Annotated in this window: 24 protein-coding genes and 1 pseudogene; 18 read left to right on the forward strand and 7 right to left on the reverse strand. The window is 49.9% G+C overall.

What is annotated here, in order from left to right; genetic code table 11:
* Positions 1–100 precede the first annotated feature (100 nt).
* Both AC0YNZ_RS12475 and AC0YNZ_RS12480 read left to right on the forward strand, forming a co-directional pair.
* Positions 101–352: a GlsB/YeaQ/YmgE family stress response membrane protein gene (locus AC0YNZ_RS12475; RefSeq protein WP_475826905.1), complete on the forward strand. Its 252-nt coding sequence runs from the start codon at positions 101–103 to the stop codon at positions 350–352.
* Positions 353–621: 269 nt separating this feature from the next.
* Positions 622–1,551, forward strand: coding sequence for an MBL fold metallo-hydrolase (locus AC0YNZ_RS12480; RefSeq protein WP_475827100.1), 930 nt, complete (start codon positions 622–624; stop codon positions 1,549–1,551).
* 61 nt (positions 1,552–1,612) lie between these two features.
* Here AC0YNZ_RS12480 and AC0YNZ_RS12485 read toward each other — a convergent pair whose 3' ends face one another.
* On the reverse strand, positions 1,613–2,608 hold the full coding sequence (locus tag AC0YNZ_RS12485; RefSeq protein ID WP_475826906.1) for a DUF1835 domain-containing protein: 996 nt from the start codon (positions 2,606–2,608) through the stop codon (positions 1,613–1,615).
* Between the two features lie 358 nt (positions 2,609–2,966).
* Between AC0YNZ_RS12485 and AC0YNZ_RS12490 the strand changes: the two genes are divergently transcribed.
* The 5 genes from AC0YNZ_RS12490 (at position 2,967) to AC0YNZ_RS12510 (ending at position 6,246) form a co-directional block, all read left to right on the forward strand.
* Positions 2,967–3,413, forward strand: a complete 447-nt coding sequence (locus AC0YNZ_RS12490) for a MarR family winged helix-turn-helix transcriptional regulator (RefSeq protein ID WP_475826907.1) — start codon at positions 2,967–2,969, stop codon at positions 3,411–3,413.
* Between the two features lie 161 nt (positions 3,414–3,574).
* Positions 3,575–3,976, forward strand: coding sequence for a DoxX family protein (locus tag AC0YNZ_RS12495; RefSeq protein WP_475826908.1), 402 nt, complete (start codon positions 3,575–3,577; stop codon positions 3,974–3,976).
* 61 nt (positions 3,977–4,037) lie between these two features.
* On the forward strand, positions 4,038–4,985 hold the full coding sequence (locus AC0YNZ_RS12500) for a ring-cleaving dioxygenase (protein WP_475826909.1): 948 nt from the start codon (positions 4,038–4,040) through the stop codon (positions 4,983–4,985).
* Positions 4,985–5,596 (forward strand): alpha/beta hydrolase, encoded by a 612-nt coding sequence (locus AC0YNZ_RS12505; RefSeq protein WP_475827101.1) that lies wholly within the window; start codon positions 4,985–4,987, stop codon positions 5,594–5,596. Before AC0YNZ_RS12500 ends, AC0YNZ_RS12505 begins: the two co-directional genes overlap by 1 nt.
* Positions 5,597–5,631: 35 nt before the next feature.
* Positions 5,632–6,246 carry a flavin reductase family protein gene (locus AC0YNZ_RS12510; protein ID WP_475826910.1) on the forward strand — a complete coding sequence of 205 codons (615 nt, stop codon included), beginning with the start codon at positions 5,632–5,634 and terminating at the stop codon, positions 6,244–6,246.
* 553 nt (positions 6,247–6,799) lie between these two features.
* Here the strand turns inward: AC0YNZ_RS12510 and pyk are convergent.
* The 3 genes and pseudogenes from pyk to AC0YNZ_RS12525 all read right to left on the reverse strand — a co-directional run bounded on the left by pyk (position 6,800) and on the right by AC0YNZ_RS12525 (position 8,779).
* Positions 6,800–7,867 carry a pyruvate kinase gene (gene pyk, locus AC0YNZ_RS12515; protein WP_475826911.1) on the reverse strand — a complete coding sequence of 356 codons (1,068 nt, stop codon included), beginning with the start codon at positions 7,865–7,867 and terminating at the stop codon, positions 6,800–6,802.
* A gap of 150 nt (positions 7,868–8,017) precedes the next feature.
* Positions 8,018–8,131 (reverse strand): annotated as a pseudogene (locus AC0YNZ_RS12520) (carbohydrate ABC transporter permease); the annotation flags it as partial.
* 345 nt (positions 8,132–8,476) lie between these two features.
* Positions 8,477–8,779 carry a hypothetical protein gene (locus AC0YNZ_RS12525; RefSeq protein ID WP_475826912.1) on the reverse strand — a complete coding sequence of 101 codons (303 nt, stop codon included), beginning with the start codon at positions 8,777–8,779 and terminating at the stop codon, positions 8,477–8,479.
* 72 nt (positions 8,780–8,851) lie between these two features.
* On the opposite strand from AC0YNZ_RS12525, the gene AC0YNZ_RS12530 reads away from it, so the two are divergent.
* From AC0YNZ_RS12530 to AC0YNZ_RS12560, 7 genes are all read left to right on the forward strand, one after another.
* Positions 8,852–10,120, forward strand: a complete 1,269-nt coding sequence (locus AC0YNZ_RS12530; protein ID WP_475826913.1) for a hypothetical protein — start codon at positions 8,852–8,854, stop codon at positions 10,118–10,120.
* A gap of 57 nt (positions 10,121–10,177) precedes the next feature.
* Positions 10,178–11,752, forward strand: coding sequence for a spore germination protein (locus AC0YNZ_RS12535; protein ID WP_475826914.1), 1,575 nt, complete (start codon positions 10,178–10,180; stop codon positions 11,750–11,752).
* Position 11,753: 1 nt separating this feature from the next.
* Complete coding sequence (locus AC0YNZ_RS12540) at positions 11,754–12,959, forward strand: Ger(x)C family spore germination protein (RefSeq protein WP_475826915.1); 1,206 nt, start codon at positions 11,754–11,756, stop codon at positions 12,957–12,959.
* A gap of 7 nt (positions 12,960–12,966) precedes the next feature.
* A complete protein-coding gene (locus tag AC0YNZ_RS12545) occupies positions 12,967–13,194 on the forward strand; it encodes a hypothetical protein (protein ID WP_475826916.1) in 228 nt (75 codons plus the stop codon).
* A gap of 17 nt (positions 13,195–13,211) precedes the next feature.
* Positions 13,212–14,300, forward strand: coding sequence for a GerAB/ArcD/ProY family transporter (locus AC0YNZ_RS12550; protein ID WP_475826917.1), 1,089 nt, complete (start codon positions 13,212–13,214; stop codon positions 14,298–14,300).
* Positions 14,301–14,554: 254 nt separating this feature from the next.
* Positions 14,555–15,460, forward strand: a complete 906-nt coding sequence (locus AC0YNZ_RS12555; protein WP_475826918.1) for an NAD(P)/FAD-dependent oxidoreductase — start codon at positions 14,555–14,557, stop codon at positions 15,458–15,460.
* 130 nt (positions 15,461–15,590) lie between these two features.
* Positions 15,591–16,400: a GNAT family N-acetyltransferase gene (locus AC0YNZ_RS12560; protein WP_475826919.1), complete on the forward strand. Its 810-nt coding sequence runs from the start codon at positions 15,591–15,593 to the stop codon at positions 16,398–16,400.
* Between the two features lie 50 nt (positions 16,401–16,450).
* Here AC0YNZ_RS12560 and AC0YNZ_RS12565 read toward each other — a convergent pair whose 3' ends face one another.
* Positions 16,451–17,017, reverse strand: coding sequence for a beta-class carbonic anhydrase (locus AC0YNZ_RS12565; RefSeq protein WP_475826920.1), 567 nt, complete (start codon positions 17,015–17,017; stop codon positions 16,451–16,453).
* A gap of 324 nt (positions 17,018–17,341) precedes the next feature.
* On the reverse strand, positions 17,342–18,061 hold the full coding sequence (locus AC0YNZ_RS12570; RefSeq protein ID WP_475826921.1) for a 3-ketoacyl-ACP reductase: 720 nt from the start codon (positions 18,059–18,061) through the stop codon (positions 17,342–17,344).
* Between the two features lie 158 nt (positions 18,062–18,219).
* Between AC0YNZ_RS12570 and AC0YNZ_RS12575 the strand changes: the two genes are divergently transcribed.
* From AC0YNZ_RS12575 to hxlB, 3 genes are all read left to right on the forward strand, one after another.
* Positions 18,220–18,576, forward strand: coding sequence for a winged helix-turn-helix transcriptional regulator (locus AC0YNZ_RS12575; RefSeq protein WP_475826922.1), 357 nt, complete (start codon positions 18,220–18,222; stop codon positions 18,574–18,576).
* Positions 18,577–18,703: 127 nt separating this feature from the next.
* Positions 18,704–19,336, forward strand: a complete 633-nt coding sequence (gene hxlA / locus AC0YNZ_RS12580) for a 3-hexulose-6-phosphate synthase (protein ID WP_475826923.1) — start codon at positions 18,704–18,706, stop codon at positions 19,334–19,336.
* Positions 19,337–19,344: 8 nt separating this feature from the next.
* The gene (gene hxlB / locus AC0YNZ_RS12585) at positions 19,345–19,902 is read left to right on the forward strand and encodes a 6-phospho-3-hexuloisomerase (protein ID WP_475826924.1); all 558 of its coding nucleotides are present in this window, start codon (positions 19,345–19,347) and stop codon (positions 19,900–19,902) included.
* A 105-nt stretch (positions 19,903–20,007) separates the two neighbouring features.
* On the opposite strand, the gene AC0YNZ_RS12590 is transcribed toward hxlB, so the two are convergent.
* Positions 20,008–21,711, reverse strand: a complete 1,704-nt coding sequence (locus AC0YNZ_RS12590; protein WP_475826925.1) for a PucR family transcriptional regulator — start codon at positions 21,709–21,711, stop codon at positions 20,008–20,010.
* 257 nt (positions 21,712–21,968) lie between these two features.
* Here AC0YNZ_RS12590 and AC0YNZ_RS12595 point away from each other — a divergent pair, with 257 nt between their 5' ends.
* Positions 21,969–23,207, forward strand: a complete 1,239-nt coding sequence (locus tag AC0YNZ_RS12595; protein ID WP_475826926.1) for an amidohydrolase family protein — start codon at positions 21,969–21,971, stop codon at positions 23,205–23,207.
* Positions 23,208–23,220 lie beyond the last annotated feature (13 nt).

A 23,220-nucleotide genomic window follows, 5' to 3' on the forward strand; every position in this document is an offset into this window, starting at 1 on the left:
CAAGTTTCTTTTCCACAAATTACACCTTACTGCTTTGTTTCAAAGTGTGCAGAAGAGGTTAATCCTAGCTATATCGAACTATGGAAAGGGGTAGATAACTTTGGGTCTCTTATGGACATTGATCGTTGGCGGGATAATTGGATGGTTAGGCGGCTTGATTGCAGGACGCGACGTGCCGGGCGGTATTATCGGCAACATTATAGCCGGCTTCATCGGGGCATGGCTGGGTACGCTCATTCTTGGCTCGTGGGGGCCTTCAATGGGCGGGTTTGCCCTTATTCCAGCGATTGTTGGAGCTATCGTGGTAGTGCTGCTGTTAAGCGCAATTATGCGCGGAGTAAGACGAGCTTAGTCTTGCCTTACGTAAATTTGATACAACCGCTGTTGAAGTAGTAACGTATACTTCAATAGCGGTTTTTTTATATACCAAAGCTACAAGGGAAGAGGTTAGAGGGAATGCTTATATTCATTAGTGTCATCGCTGCCATCGTTATCGCCGTGTATTTGGTGCTGCAATATTACCCTGCCTTTGGTGCTAGCCCGTCTAAGGAAAGACGGGAGCAGTTAAGCCGGTCGAGGCATTATGCCAAAAGCAAGTTTGTTAACCTGATACCTACGGTTATGGAAACAACGACAGGCGAGAAGCTTAAGCTGCTCGTCCAGTTCATGAAAGGCAACCCGCAGGGGAGACCGGGTAAGCCAGTGGTGATCGAGCCGCTGAGCAAGGTTTATTTTGGACAGGAGCAGCAGCCCAAGCTCACATGGTTTGGCCATTCCGCTGCAATGCTTCAGCTGGACGGAAAAACCTTGCTGCTCGATCCGATGTTCGGCAGGGCGCCATCTCCATTTCCGCTCATCGGCGGAAAACGGTTCAGCGACAAGCTTCCGATCGAGATCGAGCAGCTACCGGCGGTCGATGCCGTGCTCATTTCCCATGATCATTACGATCATCTGGATTACGGTTCGATCGTGAAGCTGAAGGACAAGGTGAAACAGTTTTTCGTACCGCTGGGCGTTGCGCCTCATTTGGTGAAATGGGGAATTGATCCGGCAAAAATCGAAGAGCATGATTGGTGGGAGGAGTTTTCCTATCAGGGGCTGCAGCTGGCATGCACGCCTGCGAGACATTTTTCCGGAAGAAGCCTTACGGACCGCGATGCTACGCTATGGTGCTCTTGGGTCATACACGGGCGGGCAGCAAAAATCTTTTTTAGCGGCGACAGCGGGTATGGCCCTCACTTTAAAGAAATCGGCGACAAATACGGTCCGTTTGATCTTACATTAATGGAATGCGGTCAATACGATGAGCGCTGGGCCGCGATTCATATGATGCCTGAAGAAACGGTACAAGCCCATTTGGACGTACGGGGGAAGGTCATGATTCCGATACACTGGGGCACATTTACGCTGGCGCTGCATGATTGGACGGATCCGGTGGAGCGCGCCGTGAAGGCCGCCAAGGAACGGAACGCCATGATCTCCACTCCGAAAATAGGCGAGACTGTCTTCATTCGAGCAGCCGCGTATCCTGCCTCAGTATGGTGGAGGTAGGCAATAGGCATTACGGGAACAGCCTGCCAGAGGTAATCGGCAGGCTGTTCTTGTATGATGCTTAGAAGCGGACGATTGCTGAGCGGCTGGCATCCCAGCGCCACGGCGGGCTGCTGCCTTCGAGCCGTACGCCGCCATACCATGCATCGCTGCCGCTGAGCGTTGTCCAATCGGCATGATTGCCCGCAACTTTTTCACCAAGCTCTGTCAGACTTACTTTTACTTGCAAGAAAGCTTCGGGCGAGTCATTCAATCCTGGAATCTTAACGCTGCCCTCAATTGAAAGGAGCGGATGCGGGCCTTCCGAGAGACGACGCAGACATAACCAATACTGGATGTCGCCCATGCCGAGCCCATGCAGGCGGTCGCCCGCCTGCTGAAAGAGCCGCAAGGGGGTATCGGCGCCGCTCAAGAGCAGCTCGACCGTTGTTTGCTCTACAATGCCAAGGCCGTTCTGAACGGATGGAAACCGTTCCAAGTGGAGCTGGAATGCATCATGCAGGAAAGGAAGCGCGGAAGTATCCTCTTGAAGCAGCTCAGCGATCGCTTCGGGAGTCTTGGACGTAAATGCTTCCCATGCTTTTTTGCCTAAAAGGAGCTGTTCGGCCGTTATTTCTTGCCATGTGCCGGTCAGGCCAAACAGCTGCTCCGCGGTCAGCTGACCGAGGCCATGAAATATCGGAATGCCGGGATATTGGTTGAGGCTTAACAGATGCAGCTTAGTGCTGCCAAGTGCACGCCCTGCAAACCAATGCAGCAAGCAGCACAGCATCGTTTGGTCGAACAGATCATGCTCGAACCAAAGCACGATATCGTCATATTGCCGAAAGCCCGCCAGCCGGTTTTCCTGCGCCTCCGAGGAATTGCGCCATTCCTGCTGCGGTATGCCTAGTGCCTGCTCCAAATATTGTCCTCTTGCTGTCCGGTTTGCAGGCAGCTCCGGCTGTGTAAATACGGGGCCCACCGTATAAATTTCTCTCCAAACGAGAACGTCCCCTGGAGTACCGTTCTTCTTCAGCTTCGTTCCAACCGAATCTCCGTTTACAATGTGCAGCATCGTCACGCCTCCCTCCTTCTCCTTTATAGGATGATTTTGGCGGAAAGCGGGCTCTTTTGCAACCAGATGTGCTGCTGTTCTGATCGATGGAAGTATCTTGGCGAATGTATAAGCAGCAATGAAGTAAATAGTTGTTACAGAAGAGGGCCATAATAAAGTAATGAAACGAAGGAATCGGCATGTAAGTACGGTCTATCATATAGGAACCTGGTTGGAGCCGGAATTGCAATTTGGCAGCAGCGATCACTTATGCAAAATCATTTTTTGAAAAAGTATTGACAGCTGCTTCAAAATATATTATCTTTAATTCAAGATAATTAAATTAAAGATAAATGCAGCGCAGAAGGGAGTGATAATCATGATAAACCGTAAATCAAATGATTCATTAGATCTTTTCATCGCGCTGAACAGAGCGAGCCAATGGGTGAACGCCCACGCGGATCGCGATATTCGTAACAATGGCTTGAACCGGACGGAATTTGGGGTGCTTGAGCTGTTGTACCATAGAGGACCGCAGCCCTTGCAGCAAATTGGCGAGAAGGTGCTGATGAGCAGCGGGAACATTACGTATGTAGTAGATAAGCTGGAGAAGAAGCAAGCGGTACGCCGCAGAGCCTCGACTGAGGATAGACGTCTTATCTACGCCGAGCTGACCGATCAAGGCAAACAGTTCGTGGAGGAAGTGTTTCCAGCCCATCAGGAAACAATAGAGCATGCGGTGAGCGGTCTTTCGCTGGAAGAAAAGCAGCTGGCGAGCAAGCTGCTCAAGAAGCTGGGAAAGTTTGCGCAGGAGCACTACAAGTAGCCGGGTTGCACCTGATAAGAAGCAGCTGCATGTCTTTTACAGCAAAACGGGATTTAGCTTTCAATAGGATGGCATTTGCCGTTTACGTTTGCCTTATATCTTAAATTAAAGATTCTTGAATTTATAATAAAAAACTAAAAACAAAAATGGAGGAATTTAAAATGAGTATCGCATTGGGATTGTTGGTCGTTCGTCTGGTTGTAGGTTTGTTGTTCGTAGGGCATGGCGCACAGAAACTGTTCGGTTGGTTTGGTGGATATGGTCCAAAAGGAACGGGCGGCTGGTTGGAGTCGATCGGCGTTAAGCCGGGGGTAGCAATGGCCATCGTTGCCGGATTGATGGAGTTTGTTGGAGGGTTATTATTCGCAGCAGGGCTGCTTACTCCGCTTGCCGCAGCTTTGATCGTGATGACGATGCTGGTTGCTATCATGAAGGTGCACGGTCAAAACGGATTGTGGGCGACTGCTAACGGTTATGAATATAATCTCGTCCTTGCGGCCATTGCTATAGGTATCGCTTTAACAGGTGCCGGACAATTTTCGATTGATGCGTTGATCCGTTAATATATGATATTGTCAGTTACATGACTTTCGAAACTAATATAAAATAGGGAGTGTATTCCAAATGACAACACAAACGGCTGGGATTCATCATATTACTGCTTTCGTTAGAAATCCACAGATTACGGCAGATTTTTATGCAGGCGTGCTTGGCCTGCGCTTAATTAAAAAGACGATTAACTTTGACGCCCCTGAGGTGTACCATCTGTACTTCGGCAACGAAATCGGAAGCCCGGGAACGATCATTACGTTCTTCCCATGGGAAAATTCGCGCAAAGGCAAAGTTGGCGGAGGGCAGGTCGGCTACACGACCTATGTTGTTCCCGCTGATGCATTCGATTTCTGGAGAGAGCGGCTGGCTAAGCTAAATGTGGCTTTCACGCAAACGTCGAGGTTTGGCGAGCAGTACCTGCAATTCGCAGATCCGGACGGCTTGCTGCTCGAAATCGTAGCACGTGAGCAGGGAGCGGAAAGCAAATGGGCGTTCGGCGGAGTTCCGGCGAGCAAAGCGATCAAAGGATTCGGGGGCGCGATTCTATACAGCACAGCCCCTGCCCAAACCGCGGAGCTTCTCGTGAATGTGATGGGGCTGGAGAAAGTCGGCCAGGAAGGCGCCTACGCTCGTTTTCAAGCGACGGGGGATTTGGGCAACCTGATTGACGTCAATGTTGACAGCATGGAACCGGGTCATGGCGGCTCCGGTACCGTTCACCATATTGCATGGCGGGCGAAAGACGACGCGGAGCATGCGCTGTGGAGAAGCCATGTCGAGAGCAATGGCTTCCAGCCTACGCCGATCGTAGACAGACAATATTTTAACGCGATCTACTTCCGTGAAACAGGCGGCATACTGTTCGAGATTGCGACCGATCCACCGGGCTTTGCACGCGATGAAGAGCCGGAACGTCTTGGCGAGAAGCTGATGCTTCCTGAATGGTATGAGGCCCATCGCACGCAAATCGAGCAATTATTATCGCCATTTGATGTAAGGGTATTGGAGGAGGACATATGATGAAGCATATTTTCAAACAAGGAACGGATCAAGATGCGCCAGTACTGCTGCTCTTGCATGGAACGGGAGGCACCGAGCGGGATTTACTCCCGCTTGCCGACCTGATATCGCCAGCCTCGTCCGTACTCAGCGTTAGAGGAAATGTGCTGGAGAACGGCATGCCGCGTTATTTCCGGCGGCTGGCCGAGGGCATATTCGACCTCGAGGATTTGGTGTTCCGTACGAAGGAGCTGAATGACTTTCTCGATAGCGCCGCAGCCGAGTACGGCTTCGACCGCGGCAATCTTGTCGCAATCGGCTATTCCAACGGAGCGAATATTGCGGGAAGCCTTCTGTTCCATTATCAGGGCACACTGCGGGGCGCGATATTGCATCACCCGATGGTTCCGATCCGCGGCGTAGAGCTTCCTGATCTTACGGATGTCCCTTGCTTCATCGGCGCAGGCTCGAACGATCCGCTTTGTACGCCGCAGGAAACCGAGGAGCTTGAACAGCTGCTGCAAGCGGCAGGCGCGTCCGTTAAGGTTCATTGGGAGCGGTTTGGCCATCAGCTGACAAGCTCAGAGGTGGCTGCGGCAGCAGCTTGGTATAACGAAACCTTCAACGCCTAATTGAAGCAAACATATCTGTGAAAGAGGTGCCCGCTATGCTATCCATTGATCCGGCCAGTCAAAGCGTGAAGGACAATTATAAGCTGCTTATCGGCAGCATTGTGCCAAGGCCAATCGCCTTCGTTACGACGCAATCAAGCGAAGGGGTGCTGAACGCGGCGCCCTTCAGCTTCTTCAATATCGTGACTGCTAATCCGCCGATGGTTGCGGTATCGGTGCAGCGCAAGCCGGGCGGTGTCCAGAAGGACACTGCCCGGAATGCCGCCGCCGCAGGCGAGTTTGTTGTCCATATCTCGGACGAGAGCTACATCGAGGCGATTAATGTGACGGCGGCCAATTTGCCACCTGAGGAGAGCGAGGTGGAGCTGGCTGGGCTAACAGCTGTTGCGAGTGATCTCGTAAGCGTGCCCGGCATAGCCGAGGCAAGAATTCGGATGGAATGCGTGCTGGAGCAAGCGCTCCCGCTTGGCGGCTCAGAAGCGTCGCCGGCCTGCGACCTGTTAATTGGCCGGGTTGTGCGCTTCCACGTGGATGAAGCGTTGTACGAGAACGGGCGCATTAGCGCCGAGACACTGAAGCCGGTTAGCCGCCTGGCCGGCAGCGATTACGCGAAGCTGGGGGAGCAGTTTTCGATTGAACGGCCCATTTAATGAAGGCGAGGGGAATCGATGGCTGTATGGAGCATGATAGTCGTGCTGCTTACATAGAGCCCGCATCTCGGTAAAAAGGAAGGCTGGCTGAATATGCACATCCGAACAGCCCGTACACGGTGATCGCTCACCGCTGCGGGCTGTTTTTTATGGCCTATTCGAGAACTGCGTATAGGAGAGGAATCCGGGAAGCACCTGCAAATCTGCAAAATGGCATTAAATTGGTCATACTAGGTGTTACCACGCATTACATTCTTAACTGGGAGATCGAAACGAGTAGCAGAGGGATCGTTTTCCATAGGTAAAGCTCAGCTTCCAATCTATGTAAAGGGAAGGCCTTTGTGACATTTCACTTTTGGATTACATTGCATTAACACTGGGATAAAAAACCTCTTATATAATGATGCGAAAGGGAGGTGGACATTATACCATACTACGATGAAGATCGAGTGCCATTTGATCAGCCTGAAGAAGTGAAAAAAGACACAGTAACTGTTAAAGATAAAGAGGAGAAAAAGAAGCAAATGTCTTCATGACAGTGCTTCTTTTTTTGTCACATTTCTTTAAAAGGAAAGCGAGCGTATACGTCTTCAAGGGTATAGGAGTGCCCGCGAGCGATCTCCTCGGCATACAAGGAAACGCACTTCAGTACCTTAACAGACTGAATCGGATACTTACCCACCGAGCTCTCGGCCGACAGCATGACCGCACTCGTACCGTCTTGTACCGCCTGGAAGATATCAGTCACTTCAGCTCTTGTGGGCACGGGCTCGTTAATCATGGATTGAAGCATTTGAGTAGCCGTAATGACGTAGATGCCGTATTCTCTGCATTCTTTGAGGAGCGCTTTTTGAATCAAAGGGATTTGCTCGAACGGCAGCTCGACCCCGAGATCGCCCCTTGCAATCATGATGCCGTCAGACAGGGCTGCAATATCACGGAAATTTTTGACGCCTTCCACTGTTTCGATTTTAGCCACGAGTTTGGGAATGGTTTCGGACAAAGACCGGCAAACGGCCCGTACTTGGTCCAAATGGGCAGCTTGGCGGATGAATGAACAAGCAATTAGCTCGATTCCTTCTTCGAGCAGGAACGCGAGATCCTCTTGATCTTTTTTCGTCAGTGCGGGAATATTCAGCTTGGTTCCGGGGAAATTGACGCTTTTGTTGCTGCTTATGTGACCGCCGACTGTCACTTTGGTTATTATCCGCTCGGAATTGACCTCTGTGACCTCAAGCTTGACTGCGCCATCATTGATAAGAATGAATGCCCCCGAAACGATGTCTCCCGTAATGTCAGGGTAGTCGATATTCGCTCTGTGACCGTTGCCGGTAACGGGAGTAACCAATAGTTCAAACGGCTGTCCCTCCTCGAGCAAAACACCATCTCCTTCAACCTCGCCCAACCGGATTTTTGGCCCCTGCAGATCGCCCATTATACGGATCGGCATGTCGATTTCACTACTGGCTTCCCTTAAATGGCGTATGATTTCTCTATGACTTTCATGAGTGCCGTGAGACAGATTCAATCTGGCGACCGTCATGCCGCCAAGAAACAACTCCCGTACAACCTCAGGGGAAGAGCTGGCTGGCCCGATCGTGCAAATCACGTCAATACCCATTGATTTATCCTCCTATGATCCTCATTCAGTTTGTAAATACCTCTCTTATTATGCTTTTTTTGTGGGAAAATATGTATGGATATAAGCGAAGAAAGAGCTGTCCAGGGTCATCGACCTAAAAATGATGATTTTCGTCGTCTTAACTGACTATAGCAGCGGGAAGATAACGAGAAAGAACAGCTTAAAGCCGGAAGCGCCGTCAATCGTCGCGCTCTCGTCAATTTCCTGGGGAATACCCTTTACGAAGCCGTGATAGATAAATACGGTTGTTGCATGAAGAGCGGAGCAACATACCGGCAGCAATAAGGAGCATTTAAAAACGAGAAAATGTCGTTTTTGACTGCTCCTTTCCTATAAAGTCGCTGTAAGCGCTCCTGTATGTTGACCGCCGGACCATTTCGTCTATTCTAGCTATGTCCAATTTCTGCCGCGGCACTGGTGACAGGGGGCTTCTTGTGAGCTTTCTATCAATAACAGGAAAAACTCCAGCTAATTATCCGTTTGGGCAGCTACTGCTGAACATAACGGGAAAAACTCATGTTAATTAAAGCAATTCTCCTCATTTTCCCCATCGAGCGCTATTTTAACGGGATATTTTCCATGTAAGTTTTAAGCAGCGGCAAGTGATACAACTGGAGAAATTCCTTCTATATGCAGGATGGGATTATAGAGAGTCCACCAAAGCGCCGGATTTATCCAGACTGCTGCATCGCATGAGGTGTGGTTAGCACGTAATCGGTTAATGATCCAATTAAATATCGTAGGAACGGACGCCCACCCACCGACCGACCGACCGACCGACCCAACCACGTAAGCACCTTGCTGCCGTTTATACGGGCGAGCCTGCTTGCGGGCGGGATGCGCCAGCGCCGCTATTGCTCTAGCGGTAGCGATGATGAGCAGAGCGATCAAGAAAGGAATCGTATTCGCCCGTTTGGCCTATCATAAGCAAGATGATAGCGAAACCTTGGAGGAGGCTAACTTATGAAAGTTTTACAAACGTGTATCGTCTTCATTTTTGCTCTTGTCGGAATGATGTGCGGAGCAGCTCCCGCAGCGTCTATGAAGGAGAACAGCGCGCTCACGGCCGCTTTTGTGCGAAACGGCGACCTCTGGATAAAGACCGGAGAGCAAGAGAAAAAGCTGGCTGTCGGGCCGTTTGTTCGCAATCCTAAGTGGTCATTCGATGGAAAGTGGATCGCGTATACGAAGGGCGAAGTGGAGCAGGAGCTATGGGCGCTGAATGTACGCACGGGCCAAAGCAGCCTCGTATCCGCACAAGGGGGGAGAAATTTTCAATGGGCGCCTAATGCAGAGATGCTGGCTTATCAAACGGCTGAGCTGCTGCAATATGTGGAGATGAAAAGGCCGGACAAGCCGCTCGGCGCTGCCGAAGGAATCGGCAATTATTCATGGCTTCCGAATGGGAAGGGATTCTTTGCTTCCTCGCAATCGGAGATGCTGCCGGACGGCTGGACACCGGTAAGCCTATATCAAATCCCGCTCGAAGCGTTAGACGATCCAAGCAAATACGTCACCGTGCATGTGCTGCCGAAACCGTCTGACGATTTCTTCGCAGTAGGCACAAGTCTATTCAAGTGGTCTGCCGACGGGCGTTGGATCGCTTTCCTGGCTACGCCAACCGCTTCATTATCTGCCGATAGCAATACACTTTGCCTTATTACGACAGATGGCGTTGTATTTAGAACCATTGATGAAATGGTCAACAATGATCAATGGTTCGAATGGGCGGATGCCGGCGACAGGCTTGCGTACATTGCAGGCATTGGGCGCGAGGCGGGCCGCAATAAGCAGCTCAAGGTGATAACCGCAGCCACTGAAAAATCCACATCTTATACCCCTAAAGGTTATGCCGATCAAAGCTTTGCTTGGCAAGGGCTTGAGCATATTGCGGTATCTAGAGTGACGGAATCAGAGCAGGGCAGCGAACAGGCTTCGCAACAGAAGCCCTTTTTGGCGGATGTGGAGCTGAGCAGCGGGAAGCAAACGAAACTGACAAAGCCGCCCGGCGCTAACGGGGACTATAATCCGATTTCTCTTGTTTCCAAGCTGGCGTGGATTCGCTACGACCACAGGACGGCGAATGTCATCGTTGCAGATGCTAAAGGCCGTCATGCTGTGGAATGGATTAGACATATCGAACCGGCCTCCAACTACTATGAGCAGTGGAAGTGGGGCGAGGTGCTTCAGTTTTTTAAACAGGAACAAAGAGCAGCTATTGGATCTGAATGAAATCATTTCCGCGAGGGATACTGGTAAGCAGGGGCATGCAAGGGAGTGTTTACGCACATGGCATTCAACAAATCCTTACACGGATCGGCAAATAGAAGCTCGCAAGCCACCCGCGTCTTTACAACAAATTTACGTGAAAATATAGAAATGATCAAAGAAGCGACCGGAAACAGCCCGGATATTATTATAAGAGAATGGCGTTTCGAGGGAGAAAACATACTCGAAGCGGTTGTTATTTACGCCTCGGGCCTGGCGGACGTTAAATTCATTAACCAGTTTATAATGGAACCCCTCTTGTCCAATCAGGATGAAGGGCATTTAAAAGCAGAGAGGTTCCCGCTGGCAAATCCGTTGGATTTTTTCAAAAACAAGCTGCTGTCTGTCGGTGAGATTCAAGATGAAGCGAGCGCTGATACGCTTCTAAACGGTATTTTATCCGGGGACACCGCTATTCTGTGCCAGGGCAACGACCGCGGTTTGTTGATCGCATCGAAAGGCTGGGAGGAGCGCGGCGTGCAAGAGCCGACCTCCCAGACCGTTATTCGGGGCCCAAAGGAAGGATTCGCCGAAAATATTGCAACCAATATTGCGCTCATACGGCGAAAAATCAAAGATCCTAATCTGTGGCTCGAGCATTTCCATGTAGGCCGGGTAACGAAAACAAACGTCTCGATCATGTACATTAACGGTATTGCAATGGAAAATGTGATCAAAGAGGTTCGTGAGCGCATTGAAGGCATTCAAATTGACGGGATATTGGAAAGCGGGTATATCGAAGAACTTATTCAGGATAAAGGATTTACGATTTTCCCTACGATTGCTAATACCGAAAGGCCTGATGTGATTGCTGCGGGACTGTTGGAAGGGCGAATCGCTATTCTTATCGATGGAACGCCGTTTACTCTCTTGGTACCGGCATTATTCACGCAGTTTATCCAATCGGCAGAAGATTATTACCAGCGCTCGGACATTTCCACGCTTATACGCTTGCTTCGTTATGCGGCTTTGATTATAGCGCTATTAGCTCCATCCATGTACATTGCCATTACGACTTATCATCAAGACTTGCTGCCTCCGGGATTGTTGATCAGTTTAATCGCTCAGCGGGAAGGCATACCGTTTCCCGCTTTCGTCGAAGCGTTTTTAATGGAAGTAACCTTTGAGCTGTTACGCGAGGCGGGCGTTCGCTTGCCGAGAGCAGTCGGACAGTCGATCTCGATCGTAGGGGCGCTCGTTATCGGTCAGGCGGCCGTCCAAGCGGGCTTCGTATCAGCGGCGATGGTTATTGTCGTTTCGATCACGGCGATCTCCAGCTTCATCATTCCGGCCTACAATATGGGCATCCCCATTCGAATATTAAGGTTCGGGATGATGGGGCTGGCTGCTTCCTTCGGATTGTTCGGCATTATCGCCGGAATTATATTGATTGTTCAGCACCTGTGTCATTTGCGTTCTTTCGGCGTTTATTACATGTCCCCCTACGCCCCCGTCATCGCGGATGATAAAAAAGATGCGGCCATACGCGTTCATTGGCGGAATATGATTTCACGCCCCCGAAGCATAAGCAGGCAAAATCTGATTCGGGAGAACAGTCCGCAGCCTCAAAATCCTGAGCCCAAGAGGAGGGATTAGTATGAAGAGAGCATGGTGCTTCACAATTATTTCCGTCATTTGCATGGCATTTGTCGCCGGCTGCTGGAATCGGCGCGAGTTGAATGATCTGGCCGTTTCCGTAGCCATTGGCGTGGATCAAAGAGCAAATAAAATATTGCTGTCCAATCAAATTCTTAATCCGGGAGCCATTTCGGGCGCCGCAGGAGGATCATCCTTTGCTCCAGTCACCATGTTTCAAGAAACCGGGCGCGGGTTTCAGGAGGCCGCCCGGAGGATGACAGCGCTCAGCACCAGAAAAATATATGTCGGTCAAATGCAGATGCTTGTTTTTGGGGAGGAATTTGCGAGAAAAGGTATGAGTAAGGTGCTGGACCACATTTCAAGAGATCATGAGTACCGTAAAGATTTTTATGTCGTGATCGCCCGGGGGGCCGAAGCGCAGGATATTCTCCAAGTGTACTCGCCTTTAGAAAAAACACCTGCTTCCAAAATGAATGCTTCCCTTGAAACCTCGTCAAGGGTATGGGGAGCAACCGCAGCGGTAAAAATTAACGAGTTGATTTCCACCCTCGTCAGTAAAGGGAAATCGGCGGTGTTAACGGGTATTGTTGTAAGCGGAGATAAGCAAATTGGCAATGATAAAAAAAATGTAGAAAAAATTTTCTCCCCTGCCCAATTGAAATACACCGGTTTAGCTGTTTTCAAGAAAGATAAGCTGCTGGGCTGGTTAAACGAGAAGGAAAGCAAGGGCTACAATTATACGCAAGGAAAGATAAAGAGCACAGCCGTACTTGCATCTTGTCCTAAAGATAATAACAAGAAGATTGTGGTTGAGCTGCTTGGCACTAAAAGTAAAAAAAAGGTGAGCATAGAGGATGGTAAGCCTGTTATCGATCTCCAAATAAAAACAGAGGGCATCTTGACCGATGCGCAGTGCGAGTTGGACTTTACAAAAGCGGCAACAATATCTGAATTGGAGCAAATAACCGAAAGCGAAATTAACAATACCATTCTTTCCGTTATACAAACAATGCAAACCAAATACAAGACGGACATATTCGGATTCGGCGAGGAAGTCGAACGAGCGAATCCCCGTTACTGGGAATCGGCAAAAAGCGATTGGGATCAGGTATTTTCAACTATGAAGGTGAACGTTCGGGTGGAAGCCAAAATTAGAAAAATGTTTAAAACGACAAAATCATTAACCGAAAGAATGGAGGAGTAAGCTTCAAATGTGGCGAGTGGCAGCAATTTTGGCAGTCGGTTTCCTCATATTTGCAATTGAAGGTCCAACCCTCATTAATAAGAGCAAGTGGAAGGAGCTTTGGTTTTTTTCTGTCCTGCTGCTTGCCGGGATCGTACTTTGCATAGCCGTAAATGTGGGGGTTAAAGTATCAAGTCCGCTCGAATGGATAAGATTAGTTTACGAACCGATAAGTAAAACGATATTAGGCAAGTGAAAGGGAGCGTGACCCCGGTGTCGGCAAATGACAATATCCAGGCGAATCAATTTAGAAAATTGGTATCCCTTTTCATCATTGGCCCATCCATCATTTTGCTTCCGGGAGTACTTGCTTCAGAAGCCAAACAAGATGCATGGATTTCAGCTATTGTCGGTGTGATCGCCGCTCTGTTGCTCGTATGGCTGTACAGCGCATTAGCCAGCCGTTTCCCCGGCAAAACTTTGGTGGAGATCAGCAAGGAAATTTGCGGCAGATGGCTGGGTACTTTCGTTTCTTTTCTATGGTTTGGATACGTCTTTATCTTATCGTCACTCGTCTTGCGAAACCTGGGTGACTTTCTCACCTCATCCATGCTGGTAGAAACGCCAATTAATGCGATACACTTCGTCTATCTTACCATAGTGGCAGTTGGAGTTTACTATGGCGTTTCCAATATAGCGCGTACTGCGGACATCTTTTTTCCGTTCGTTATTGCGTTATTATGCTTATTCGTCCTATTGCTTGTTCCTGATTTTGAATTCAAGCATGTTGAACCGGTGCTGGGGAAAGGAATAAAGCCCGCACTCAGTGCCGCATTACCGTATATCGGCTTTCCTTTTCTGGAGCTTGTTTTATTGTTGATGATTTTTCCGAATGTTAAACAGCCCAAACAAGCAAAGAAAGCCTTTTTATCGGGAACGCTGATAGGGGGGGCGGTCTTGTTCGGGATCACGCTAATGAATATTTTAGTGATGGGGGCGGGAAATACGGCCAGCGAACTCTATTCCAGTTTTGAATTAGCCAAAATAATAGAAATCGGCGAATTTATTCAAAGGGTTGAGGTCATCATCACTGCAGTCTGGTTTATAACCATCTTCTTTAAGCTGATCCTTTGTTTTCATATAACGGTTTTAAGCCTTTCCCAGACGTTGAACCTTAATGATCATCGGCCGCTAACGCTGCCTCTAGGCATGATCCTTTACGCAGTGTGTTATATAATCATTCCTAATAGATCCTACGTCATATCGTTCGATACAAGCGTACGGCCGTTTTACGCCCTAACGTTCGGACTTCTGCTCCCCTTGTTGCTTCTGGGAATCGCAATAGTTAGAAAGAAACGGTAACAGCCTCACTCGATTAATCTTGCATTGACGGCAGCCGTGGCCGAGCCTTCCGCACCCGGCTCAGGTAAGAAACCATGGCCGAATATAAGAAAATAAAAACAACCCTTCTCTTGTAATAAGAAAAGGGTTATTCGATCATCTGAAAGCATTGGATGCATCCTTCCCCGGATAAATGAATAAAGATAAGCAATCAATTTTTTTTAAATATTACAGATATGCTAGACATTTATTATATAGAGTAAGGAGTGATAGATTTGAGGCTGGATTGTGCCATAATCGGGGGCGGGCCGGCGGGCTTAAATGCTGCGCTGGTGCTTGGAAGATCGCGGAGAGACGTTATTTTATTCGATAATAACAAGCCTAGAAACGCGGTGACGCATGAGTCGCACGGCTTCATCACGCGAGACGGCACTCCGCCGCGCGAATTCCGCAGGCTTGCCCATGAGGATATTGCCCAATACCCTTCGGTGACGATTAAACCGGACAAGGTCACGGAGGTGGAGCCGAAGGGAGAAGGCTTTCAGCTGACAACGGGCAATGGCGTCATGTATCAGGCCCGCACCATTATTTTGGCTGCCGGGCTGAAGGAAGCATTGCCGTCAGTGCCCGGCATTCATGACTATTACGGCAAAAGCTTGTTCAGCTGTCCCTATTGCGACGGCTGGGAGCTGCGGGATAAACCGCTGGTCGTCATTTCAGAGGGCTCGAACATATTCCAACTGGCGAAAATCGTCTACAATTGGAGCAAGGATATGCTCGTATGCACGAATGGAGCGAACAGTTTGAGCGTGGAGCAAATGGGGCAGCTGAGGCAGAAGGGCATTCAAATAAATCTGCACCGGATTAAAGCGCTGTACGGGGAGAATGGACAGCTAAGCCGCGTCGTTTTTGCAAATAACGCAGCGGTAAAGCGCGCAGGCGGCTTCATTACTCCGTCCTGGGATCATGCGGTCCCCTTCGGCGAAGCGCTCGGCTGCGCGATGACGCAAGCAGGCGGCCTCATTACAGACGATTATGGCAGAACGAGCGTTAGAGGCGTGTATGCTGCCGGTGACTCTTCGATTATTGCCCCCGCGCAGCTAATCATTGCCGCCGGAGAGGGCAGCAAGGCCGCGATTGGCGTCAATACCGATTTGTCGGTTCAGGATTTCGAGTTCTAGATGGAGAGCGGTGCATAGAACGGGATTGTTACATCCGCTCATTTTAAGGGTATAGTAAGTTATGGACTACTATAATTAAGCTTCTCTACAACTTGGTAGAGGATGAACCATTGGCAGGGGGAGGAATCATATGCTGGAGAAGCTGCATCCGGATGACCATGTTTTGCACCAGTTTCCGTTTATGCGGGATGAGCTGCAATATAATCTGATTCATCTGATTTCCGCAATCGAGGGGGCGACTAGTCTGAAATCAACCGACGGCCGGATGGTATTTGCCGGGTCGCCGGGGCATAATGCTTGGCTATGGCTGTCGGATGATGTGACCGATGCACGCAGGTTGACGCTGATACAGGAGCTTATAGCCTGTTATAAAGGAACGGATTTACCCGGCATTTGCGGAACCCCGTCTACGGCAGAGCTGTTCGCTAAGCTTTATTCGGAGGCCAAGCAGCTGCAATATCAATCCTGCATGCTGATGGAGTCGTACTCGTGCCCCAAGGTGAATAAGCCAGCCAAGGTTAAGGGGAAAATGATCCAAGCCTCGCGTCAACACGTAGAGCTTGTCGCCGAATTTTTGGCGGGCTTCTCTGAGGATGCTTTCGGAGCATCGGTCATACCTGCCAGCCAGCTCCCTGCGGCAGAAGGGATGATCATGAGGGGGAGTTTGTATTTTTGGGCGGTAGATGAGCTGCCGGTGGCGATGGCTAATATCGCTCACCGTTCCCGAAGGCACGGTCGGATTAATGCCGTTTATACGCCGCCGGTTTTACGGAAGAATGGATATGCGAGCGCAATCGTAGCGGGGCTTTGCTCGATTTTGGAGGAAGAGAATAGAGAACCGATGCTGTATGCAGATACCAAAAACCAGGCCTCCAACAAAGTATATAAAAATGTAGGTTTCTTAGAGAGCGGACAGGTTGCCGAGATCCGGTTTAGGTAGATGCGCGCTAAAAAAAAGCACTCCAACTATAGTTGAAGTGCGTTCGGCAGCTATTCTTCGCGGAAATCCTGAACGAGAACCTCCAGCGCTCCCGTATTCGGATCGATAATAAAGCCGTGAACCGGGATGTCCTTAGGGAAGAGCGGGTGCTTACGAATTAATTTGACGCTCTGCATGACGCCTTCCGCAGGGCTTGAGAAGCCCCGTAAAAACTTCTCCATACGAATGCCTGAATTTTCGAGAGTCTCAATGGCAAGCGGATCGATGCCATGGTCTATAAACTTGTTAACCATACCCTCGGTATTCAGGTTTGTCATACCGCAGCCATGATGGCCGATGACTAGCACCTCGCGCGCGCCAAGCTCGTAGACGGCGACAAGAATGCTGCGCATCGCGCTGCCGAACGGCTGGGTCAGAACCGCGCCGGCATTTTTAATGAATTTGGCGTCACCATTTTTTAGATTTAATGCTTTAGGCAGCAGCTCCACGAGCCGTGTATCCATACACGTAAGGATTGCCGCTTTTTTATCAGGAAATTTGTCAGTCAAATAGCTCTCGTACTGCTTCTCTTCAACAAACTGCTTATTAAACTCCAATAGACGTGGAACAATGGACATTTGATTTCCTCCTAGCCAATGTACTATCTATTTATCTATCTATTTACTTATATTATTCATAGAAAGGCGGAGCGAGTCAAATGATCATTTCATGAATTAACTCGTATTTCGTCGCTTTTTCCAGCATTTTGTCGTAAAAGCGGTTAAAGCAGCGGATATCTTTGGCGTAAATGGCAAATATTTTGTCGTTCTTCTCGCCTCAAAAATGCTTGTCTTAGTATAGCTTAATCAGCTAAATTCTACACCACGGATTCGCGTACATAGAAAAAGGCAGCGGCTTAGGTATTTTCCCTTGAGCGGCTGCCTCTTGTTTGTAAAAGCTTATTATTGCGGATTTGTCGTCCAAATGCCGGCCGTTCTGATAAATACGCGATCCGGCAGCTTTAAGGCTGCTATGACCAGCTCCGCTACATCCCGGGCCTGCATCATGCGATCCTCGTCGCCGATTTTTAGACCCGCATTCGATGCCAGCTCCGTGTTGACGGTGCTTGGCGTAAGGGCTGTGACGCGAATGTTCGATTTGCGAACCTCCTGCATTAGCGCCTCGGTCATGCCGATGACGGCGAACTTGGATGCGCAGTAAGCCGAGCCGGTTGCAAAACCGCGCTCGCCTGCTGTAGAAGCGATATTAATGATGCTTCCGCTGCTTTGCTCCAGCATGGTTGGAAGCGCGGCGCGGGTGACATAGTAGGTTCCCATCACATTCGTTTGTATGATCCGCTCCCATTGCTCGGGGTCCATATCCAGCAGCGTACCGAACGTGCCGATACCCGCATTGTTAATCAGAATATCAATGGAGCCGAGGCTTTCCTTGAGAGCTGCAACAGCTTGATCGACATCCGATTTTACAGATACATCAGCTGCAGCAATGACAACTTTTACGCCATATTCGTTTGCAAGCTCTGTTTGCAAAGCTTCCAGATCGGAGCTTGTCCGGGCGACTAAGCCGAGGTTTACGCCCTCTGCGGCAAGTGCGGCTGCGATCGCTTTGCCGATCCCTTTGCCGGCTCCGGTAATGATAGCTGATTTATTTTTTAATTCCATGCTGATCTCTCCTCTGCTTGTTTCCGTTTTCTCGATTCGTATGTAGCGACACGGATATGATATCCTTTTACCAGGGAATCAAATACGTTATGTTCCATTATTAGGTTACATCAAACTTAAAGCAAGAACCAACTTTTTAGTAGAATAGTATTATTTTTATGCAAAAGGAGTCGTTTACTTTGGGAGATCAGCATTTTAAAGAAACGGTAGAACTAACCTTAAAGGTAATAGGCGGCAAATGGAAGCCGGTAATCCTTTGTCATCTAACCGAGGGCACGCACCGGTTTGGTGAGCTGAAGCGGGAAATGCCGGCCATTACGCAAAAAATGCTTACGCAGCAGCTGCGCGAATTAGAGGAAGATGAGATCATCGAACGGAAGATTTATGTGCAGGTGCCGCCTAAGGTAGAGTACTCGTTGACGGAGTACGGATTAACCGTAAAGGAGCTGCTTAATGTCATGTCGCAGTGGGGCGAGCAGCACCAGGAAAGATATGCTAGCCTGCATGAAAAATGAATGAAACCGCTCCTCATGGTTCCCAAATGGGTACTACGTTACATCAAAGTGCGTACTGTTTTTTTGGACTATGGGCGTCTAGAATAGGGGTTGTCAGCCAAACAAAACCTAGAGGAGTGAATGATAAATGAAATTGCAATTAGCATTAGACCTTGTCGATATTCCTGGAGCAATTGAAGTCGTTAAGCAAGTGGAGCCTTTTGTTGATATTGTTGAAATTGGTACGCCGATCGTTATTAACGAAGGTCTGCACGCGGTAAAAGCGCTAAAAGAAGCTTTCCCGGGCTTGTCGGTCCTGGCGGATTTAAAAATCATGGATGCAGGCGGCTATGAGGTTATGAAGGCTTCCGAGGCCGGCGCGGATATCGTGACGATTCTTGCCGTAGCGGAGGATGCAAGCATCAAGGGCGCGGTTGAAGAAGCCAAAAAACAAGGGAAACAAATTTTGGTCGATATGATTGCCGTGAAAAACCTTGCGGCGCGCGCCGCACAGGTCGACTCGTTCGGCGTGGACTACATCTGCGTTCACACGGGTTATGATCTTCAAGCAGAGGGACAAAACTCCTTCGAGGACCTTCGTACAATCAAAGCCGTCGTCAAAAATGCGAAGGTTGCCGTAGCCGGCGGAATCAAGCTCAGCACACTGCCCGAGGTTATTGCGGCGGGGCCTGATCTGATTATCGTAGGCGGCGGTATTACCGGTCAAGAAGACATCAAAGCCACAGCTTCCGAGATGCGGCAATTGATTACACAGGGCTAAGCGGGAAGATGCGAAACCATCACAAACTGGCTGCGGTATTGAATGAGCTGAATTTGGCGGCGGATCAGCTTGCTGGGGAGCAATTGGAGCAATTGGCCGATGCTGTCCGCGCTTCCGGACGCATATTTGTAGCCGGAGCAGGCCGCTCCGGCCTGATGATGCGGGCGTTCGCGATGCGGCTCATGCATCTTGGGTTCGACGTGTATGTTGTTGGCGAAACAGTAACCCGAAGTTTGGGCAAGGGTGATCTGCTCCTGATTGGATCAGGTTCAGGTGAGACGAAATCGCTTATACCGATGGCGGAAAAGGCTCGAAGCCTGGAAGCAGAGGTAGGCGCATTGACGCTCTCCCCGGCATCGACGATCGGTAAACTAGCGGATATCTTGGTGATGCTGCCGGGAGCGCCGAAGGACCAAGCGGATGATGAAGCTTCTACGATTCAGCCGATGGGCTCGCTGTTTGAGCAAATGCTTTTGCTGGCATGCGATGCCGTTATTTTGCGGCTGATGGAGAAGAAGGAGCTAAGCGGTAAGGCGATGTACGGCAATCATGCAAATTTGGAATAATCGAACCTATTTAAATGTTGAAGGGACTTTCTTTGAGGGCAGCATTGCCCCCTGGGGATCGTCCCTTTTCTTTGTTGACGCTCATAGCTCCTCGCAAGCTGCAAGTTACCGCCCGGGAAAGCCGGACTCGCGAAAGCTCGATTCGTTTTTTCCTGCACGCAAGAGCGGCTCGATTGCGAAGGCGATGCGGAAGCGGAGGCTCTCCACGGGATCCTTGAGCTTGATGCCGAGCAGCTTCTCGCATTTGTCCAGTCGGTAAATAACCGTATTGCGGTGAACAAAAAGCTGTTTCGACGTCTCAACGAGCTGGCACTGTGTGTCGAAATAAATATTCAGCGTACGCATCAGTTCTTTTTGCTCATTCTCTTCGGCGGCAGAGAAGCTTTGGAACGTCTCCTCGTAAAATTGCTTTAGCTCATCATAAGGAATCATCCGGAAAAGATAGCTGATATCCTTCGATTGATACGATTGAACAAACCTCGTTTTTTTCAATTGATAGCCGATTTGCAGCGCTTTGACAGCCTCGTTGTAGGAGAGTCCGATGTCGAGTGCATTCGTAACCGGATTGCCGACGCCGATCGAGATGCTGAGCTGGGATTGTTCGTACAGCTGCTCGGTCATGGCAGCCAGCCGCTTCAGAAACGCGGTCTCCTCCCACTCCGATTCCCGAATGAACAAAAGCATGCCGAACAAATCATTTTTCGTAAACATGACAAAGTCCGCTTCAAGCAGTGAAAAATGTCGCTTAATCAGCTCATATTGCACGTCGCGCTCGGAAATTAGACGTTCGTCGGATAAGGACGCAGTGTTTTTTGTCATACCCGGAAGAATGCCGGTTTGCCCGTCGTTTCGCGCGGCTAAGAGCAGCCATGTACCCTGCTGCTGCAGGCGGTACTTTTTGCCGCGGTGGAGCGCCTCTTGCTCGGAGCCGATAAAGCCGTCGATCAAATCCGAGAAAAATTCGTTTTTGTACCGGCGTGAACGCTCCTTTACCGCCTGACGCTTCGACATCTCCATCCCAATGACGTTGGAGGCCTGCTCGAGCGTTAAGCCGTATTGGTTAGATGCAGCCTGCTTGGGCTGGAAAGCGATGAGATATCCTTCGTGCCGGTAGGTGAATATTGGATAAAGCTCGATATGGCGATATTTGCGCAGCGCGGGATCGAGAAGGCAAAGCCGCGCCGCGGTTTGTATGGCGGGAATGCCGCTCAACACCGCCTCGGCGGCGGAAATAAGCGATTGCATGCCCGGCTGCTTGAAATGGTGGGAGTGTGCGGTAACCTGCAGCTTGCTGCTAAGCAGAAGCACCGGTGAGGACAGTAGCATCGTTAACGCGGTAATAATCTCGGGAATGCCGTTCCCTTTCATAATCATCGCGGCAAACTGCTTGTGGATCGTTAAGGAGTACTGCAATTCATCATTTTTATTGTCCAAAATAACGCTGGTTGAGCGCTGCAAAATTTCCCCGAGCGAATGCTCCACCGAAGAGATTTCGATAATCGGGAAATGGATCCGGTTCGCCTCGTCCATCACCTCCTGCGGAATATCAAGCGCAAAACGCTTTGTTTTGACCGCCAGACCGGAGCATTTCAATTGATCCATTTTTGTCATGAGCTCAAGAAGCATCCCGGGCTTTTCCTTCATGAAGTAGCCGTTCGTGAGCAGCAGCTCGCCGGGTCTTAAGAAATGAATGATGTCGGGCGCATCCATGATATTAACGGTTTGAACGCTGCGCGATAAGCCGCTGCGGCCTGCAATAACTTGCGATTTGGCAAATATGGCGTTGGAAAGCAATTGCTCGAGCAGCATGGTTGTCCATCCTCTCATTATTTATGATGATATAAAAACTAACATCAAACCGCGATGTTGTAAAGTGGAAGTTGGATGAATGATCCAATTGATATGGGAACTTTTAGACTAATCGAACAATGACAGCAAGCGATTGAGAAGTTATGCTTTTTTCAGGAGATTCAATGTTAAATAACATCACATAAAGGAGGCGGGAGAGCCGAATTGTATCCTTCGACTCTCCGTCCACATCAATAGTTTGAACAGAGGTGAGAGTGTTGCTGGATTTACTGCTGACTCAGGTGCATCTGCAGAATGAAAAAAGGCTCATGGATCTCGGGATACGTCAGGGTGCGATTGCGTACCTGGCACCGAGCGGCGGTGATCATGTCCCGGATGCGCTTCAAATAGAGCACGGCGCTGGCGGGATGCTGCTGCCAGGCTTTGTGGAGCCGCATATTCATCTTGAGAAGGCTTATCTGCTATCGCGGATGGAGCAGGAGGCGGCCTCTTTGCACGATGCTATTCGCATGACCGCCGATATGAAGCGCGGTTTTACGATGGAGGATATGGAGGCTCGTTCGCTGGAAGTCATTCGCGCAGCGGTTCGCAGCGGCGTCACCCATATGCGCTGCCACGCAGAGGTCGATCCGATTTTGGGCCTCTCCGCCTTCGAGGCTGCACTTGAGCTTAAGGAGCGCGTGAAGCATATGCTCGATTTGCAAATTGTCGTTTTTCCGCAGGAGGGCATTTTCAAAAGCCCCGGTACGGCTGAGCTCATGGAGGAAGCGATGCGGCTTGGCGGCGATGTGGTGGGCGGCATTACATACCAGGATTCGGACCTGAACGAGCATTTGCAGTTCGTGTTCGAGATGGCCGGCAAATACGGGAAGCCTATCGATTTGCACGCTGATTTCTCTGACAATCCCGAGCAGCTTGCTATTGCAGACATAGCGCGCCGAACGATCGCGGCAGGAATGCAAGGGCTCGTATCTGCGGGACATGTGACCTCATTAGGGTCGCTTGCGCGCTCGCGTGCGGAGTCAGTAGCCGAGCAGATTAAGGAGGCTGACCTTCATATTATGAGCCTGCCGGCTACCGATTTGTTTATTAACGGCAGGGGCGATCAGGAGAAGCAGCGGCGAGGGCTTACGCCTGTCAAGCTGCTGCTTGAGAAAGGGGTGAACGTCGTAGTCGGAGTCAACAATGTGCGCAACCCGTTTACGCCGTTTGGGAAAGCCGACCCGCTGGAGACCGCTTGGCTGCTGGCGGTTACCGCTTATATGGGCGGTGATGCCGATGCGTGTCAATTGATTCGAATGTTGACGGAAGGGGCGGCAAGGGCGCTTGGCATAGAGAGGTATGGACTGCGAATAGGGGCTCAAGCGGATATGGTGCTGTTCCCGGTGCCGTCCGAGCGGGACATTCTGCTGGATAAGCCGGAGCGCAGAACGGTATGGAAGCGCGGCGTCAAAGTAGCGGAGACGCAGGTCGCGAGCAGCTTACAGGGGCTTTAATAAAAAACCATAT

It is taken from the genome of Paenibacillus sp. J2L1-98 (assembly GCF_056269405.1).

Bases quoted from the DNA above. Each gene is read 5' to 3' on its own strand.
- AC0YNZ_RS12480 (WP_475827100.1), top strand. From the start codon at position 622: ATGGAAACAACGACAGGCGAGAAGCTTAAGCTGCTCGTCCAGTTCATG.
- AC0YNZ_RS12485 (WP_475826906.1), bottom strand. From the start codon at position 2,608: ATGCTGCACATTGTAAACGGAGATTCGGTTGGAACGAAGCTGAAGAAG.
- AC0YNZ_RS12490 (WP_475826907.1), top strand. From the start codon at position 2,967: ATGATAAACCGTAAATCAAATGATTCATTAGATCTTTTCATCGCGCTG.
- AC0YNZ_RS12495 (WP_475826908.1), top strand. From the start codon at position 3,575: ATGAGTATCGCATTGGGATTGTTGGTCGTTCGTCTGGTTGTAGGTTTG.
- AC0YNZ_RS12500 (WP_475826909.1), top strand. From the start codon at position 4,038: ATGACAACACAAACGGCTGGGATTCATCATATTACTGCTTTCGTTAGA.
- AC0YNZ_RS12505 (WP_475827101.1), top strand. From the start codon at position 4,985: ATGAAGCATATTTTCAAACAAGGAACGGATCAAGATGCGCCAGTACTG.
- AC0YNZ_RS12510 (WP_475826910.1), top strand. From the start codon at position 5,632: ATGCTATCCATTGATCCGGCCAGTCAAAGCGTGAAGGACAATTATAAG.
- pyk (WP_475826911.1), bottom strand. From the start codon at position 7,867: ATGGGTATTGACGTGATTTGCACGATCGGGCCAGCCAGCTCTTCCCCT.
- AC0YNZ_RS12530 (WP_475826913.1), top strand. From the start codon at position 8,852: ATGAAAGTTTTACAAACGTGTATCGTCTTCATTTTTGCTCTTGTCGGA.
- AC0YNZ_RS12535 (WP_475826914.1), top strand. From the start codon at position 10,178: ATGGCATTCAACAAATCCTTACACGGATCGGCAAATAGAAGCTCGCAA.
- AC0YNZ_RS12540 (WP_475826915.1), top strand. From the start codon at position 11,754: ATGAAGAGAGCATGGTGCTTCACAATTATTTCCGTCATTTGCATGGCA.
- AC0YNZ_RS12545 (WP_475826916.1), top strand. From the start codon at position 12,967: ATGTGGCGAGTGGCAGCAATTTTGGCAGTCGGTTTCCTCATATTTGCA.
- AC0YNZ_RS12560 (WP_475826919.1), top strand. From the start codon at position 15,591: ATGCTGGAGAAGCTGCATCCGGATGACCATGTTTTGCACCAGTTTCCG.
- AC0YNZ_RS12565 (WP_475826920.1), bottom strand. From the start codon at position 17,017: ATGTCCATTGTTCCACGTCTATTGGAGTTTAATAAGCAGTTTGTTGAA.
- AC0YNZ_RS12570 (WP_475826921.1), bottom strand. From the start codon at position 18,061: ATGGAATTAAAAAATAAATCAGCTATCATTACCGGAGCCGGCAAAGGG.
- AC0YNZ_RS12575 (WP_475826922.1), top strand. From the start codon at position 18,220: ATGCAAAAGGAGTCGTTTACTTTGGGAGATCAGCATTTTAAAGAAACG.
- hxlA (WP_475826923.1), top strand. From the start codon at position 18,704: ATGAAATTGCAATTAGCATTAGACCTTGTCGATATTCCTGGAGCAATT.
- hxlB (WP_475826924.1), top strand. From the start codon at position 19,345: ATGCGAAACCATCACAAACTGGCTGCGGTATTGAATGAGCTGAATTTG.
- AC0YNZ_RS12590 (WP_475826925.1), bottom strand. From the start codon at position 21,711: ATGCTGCTCGAGCAATTGCTTTCCAACGCCATATTTGCCAAATCGCAA.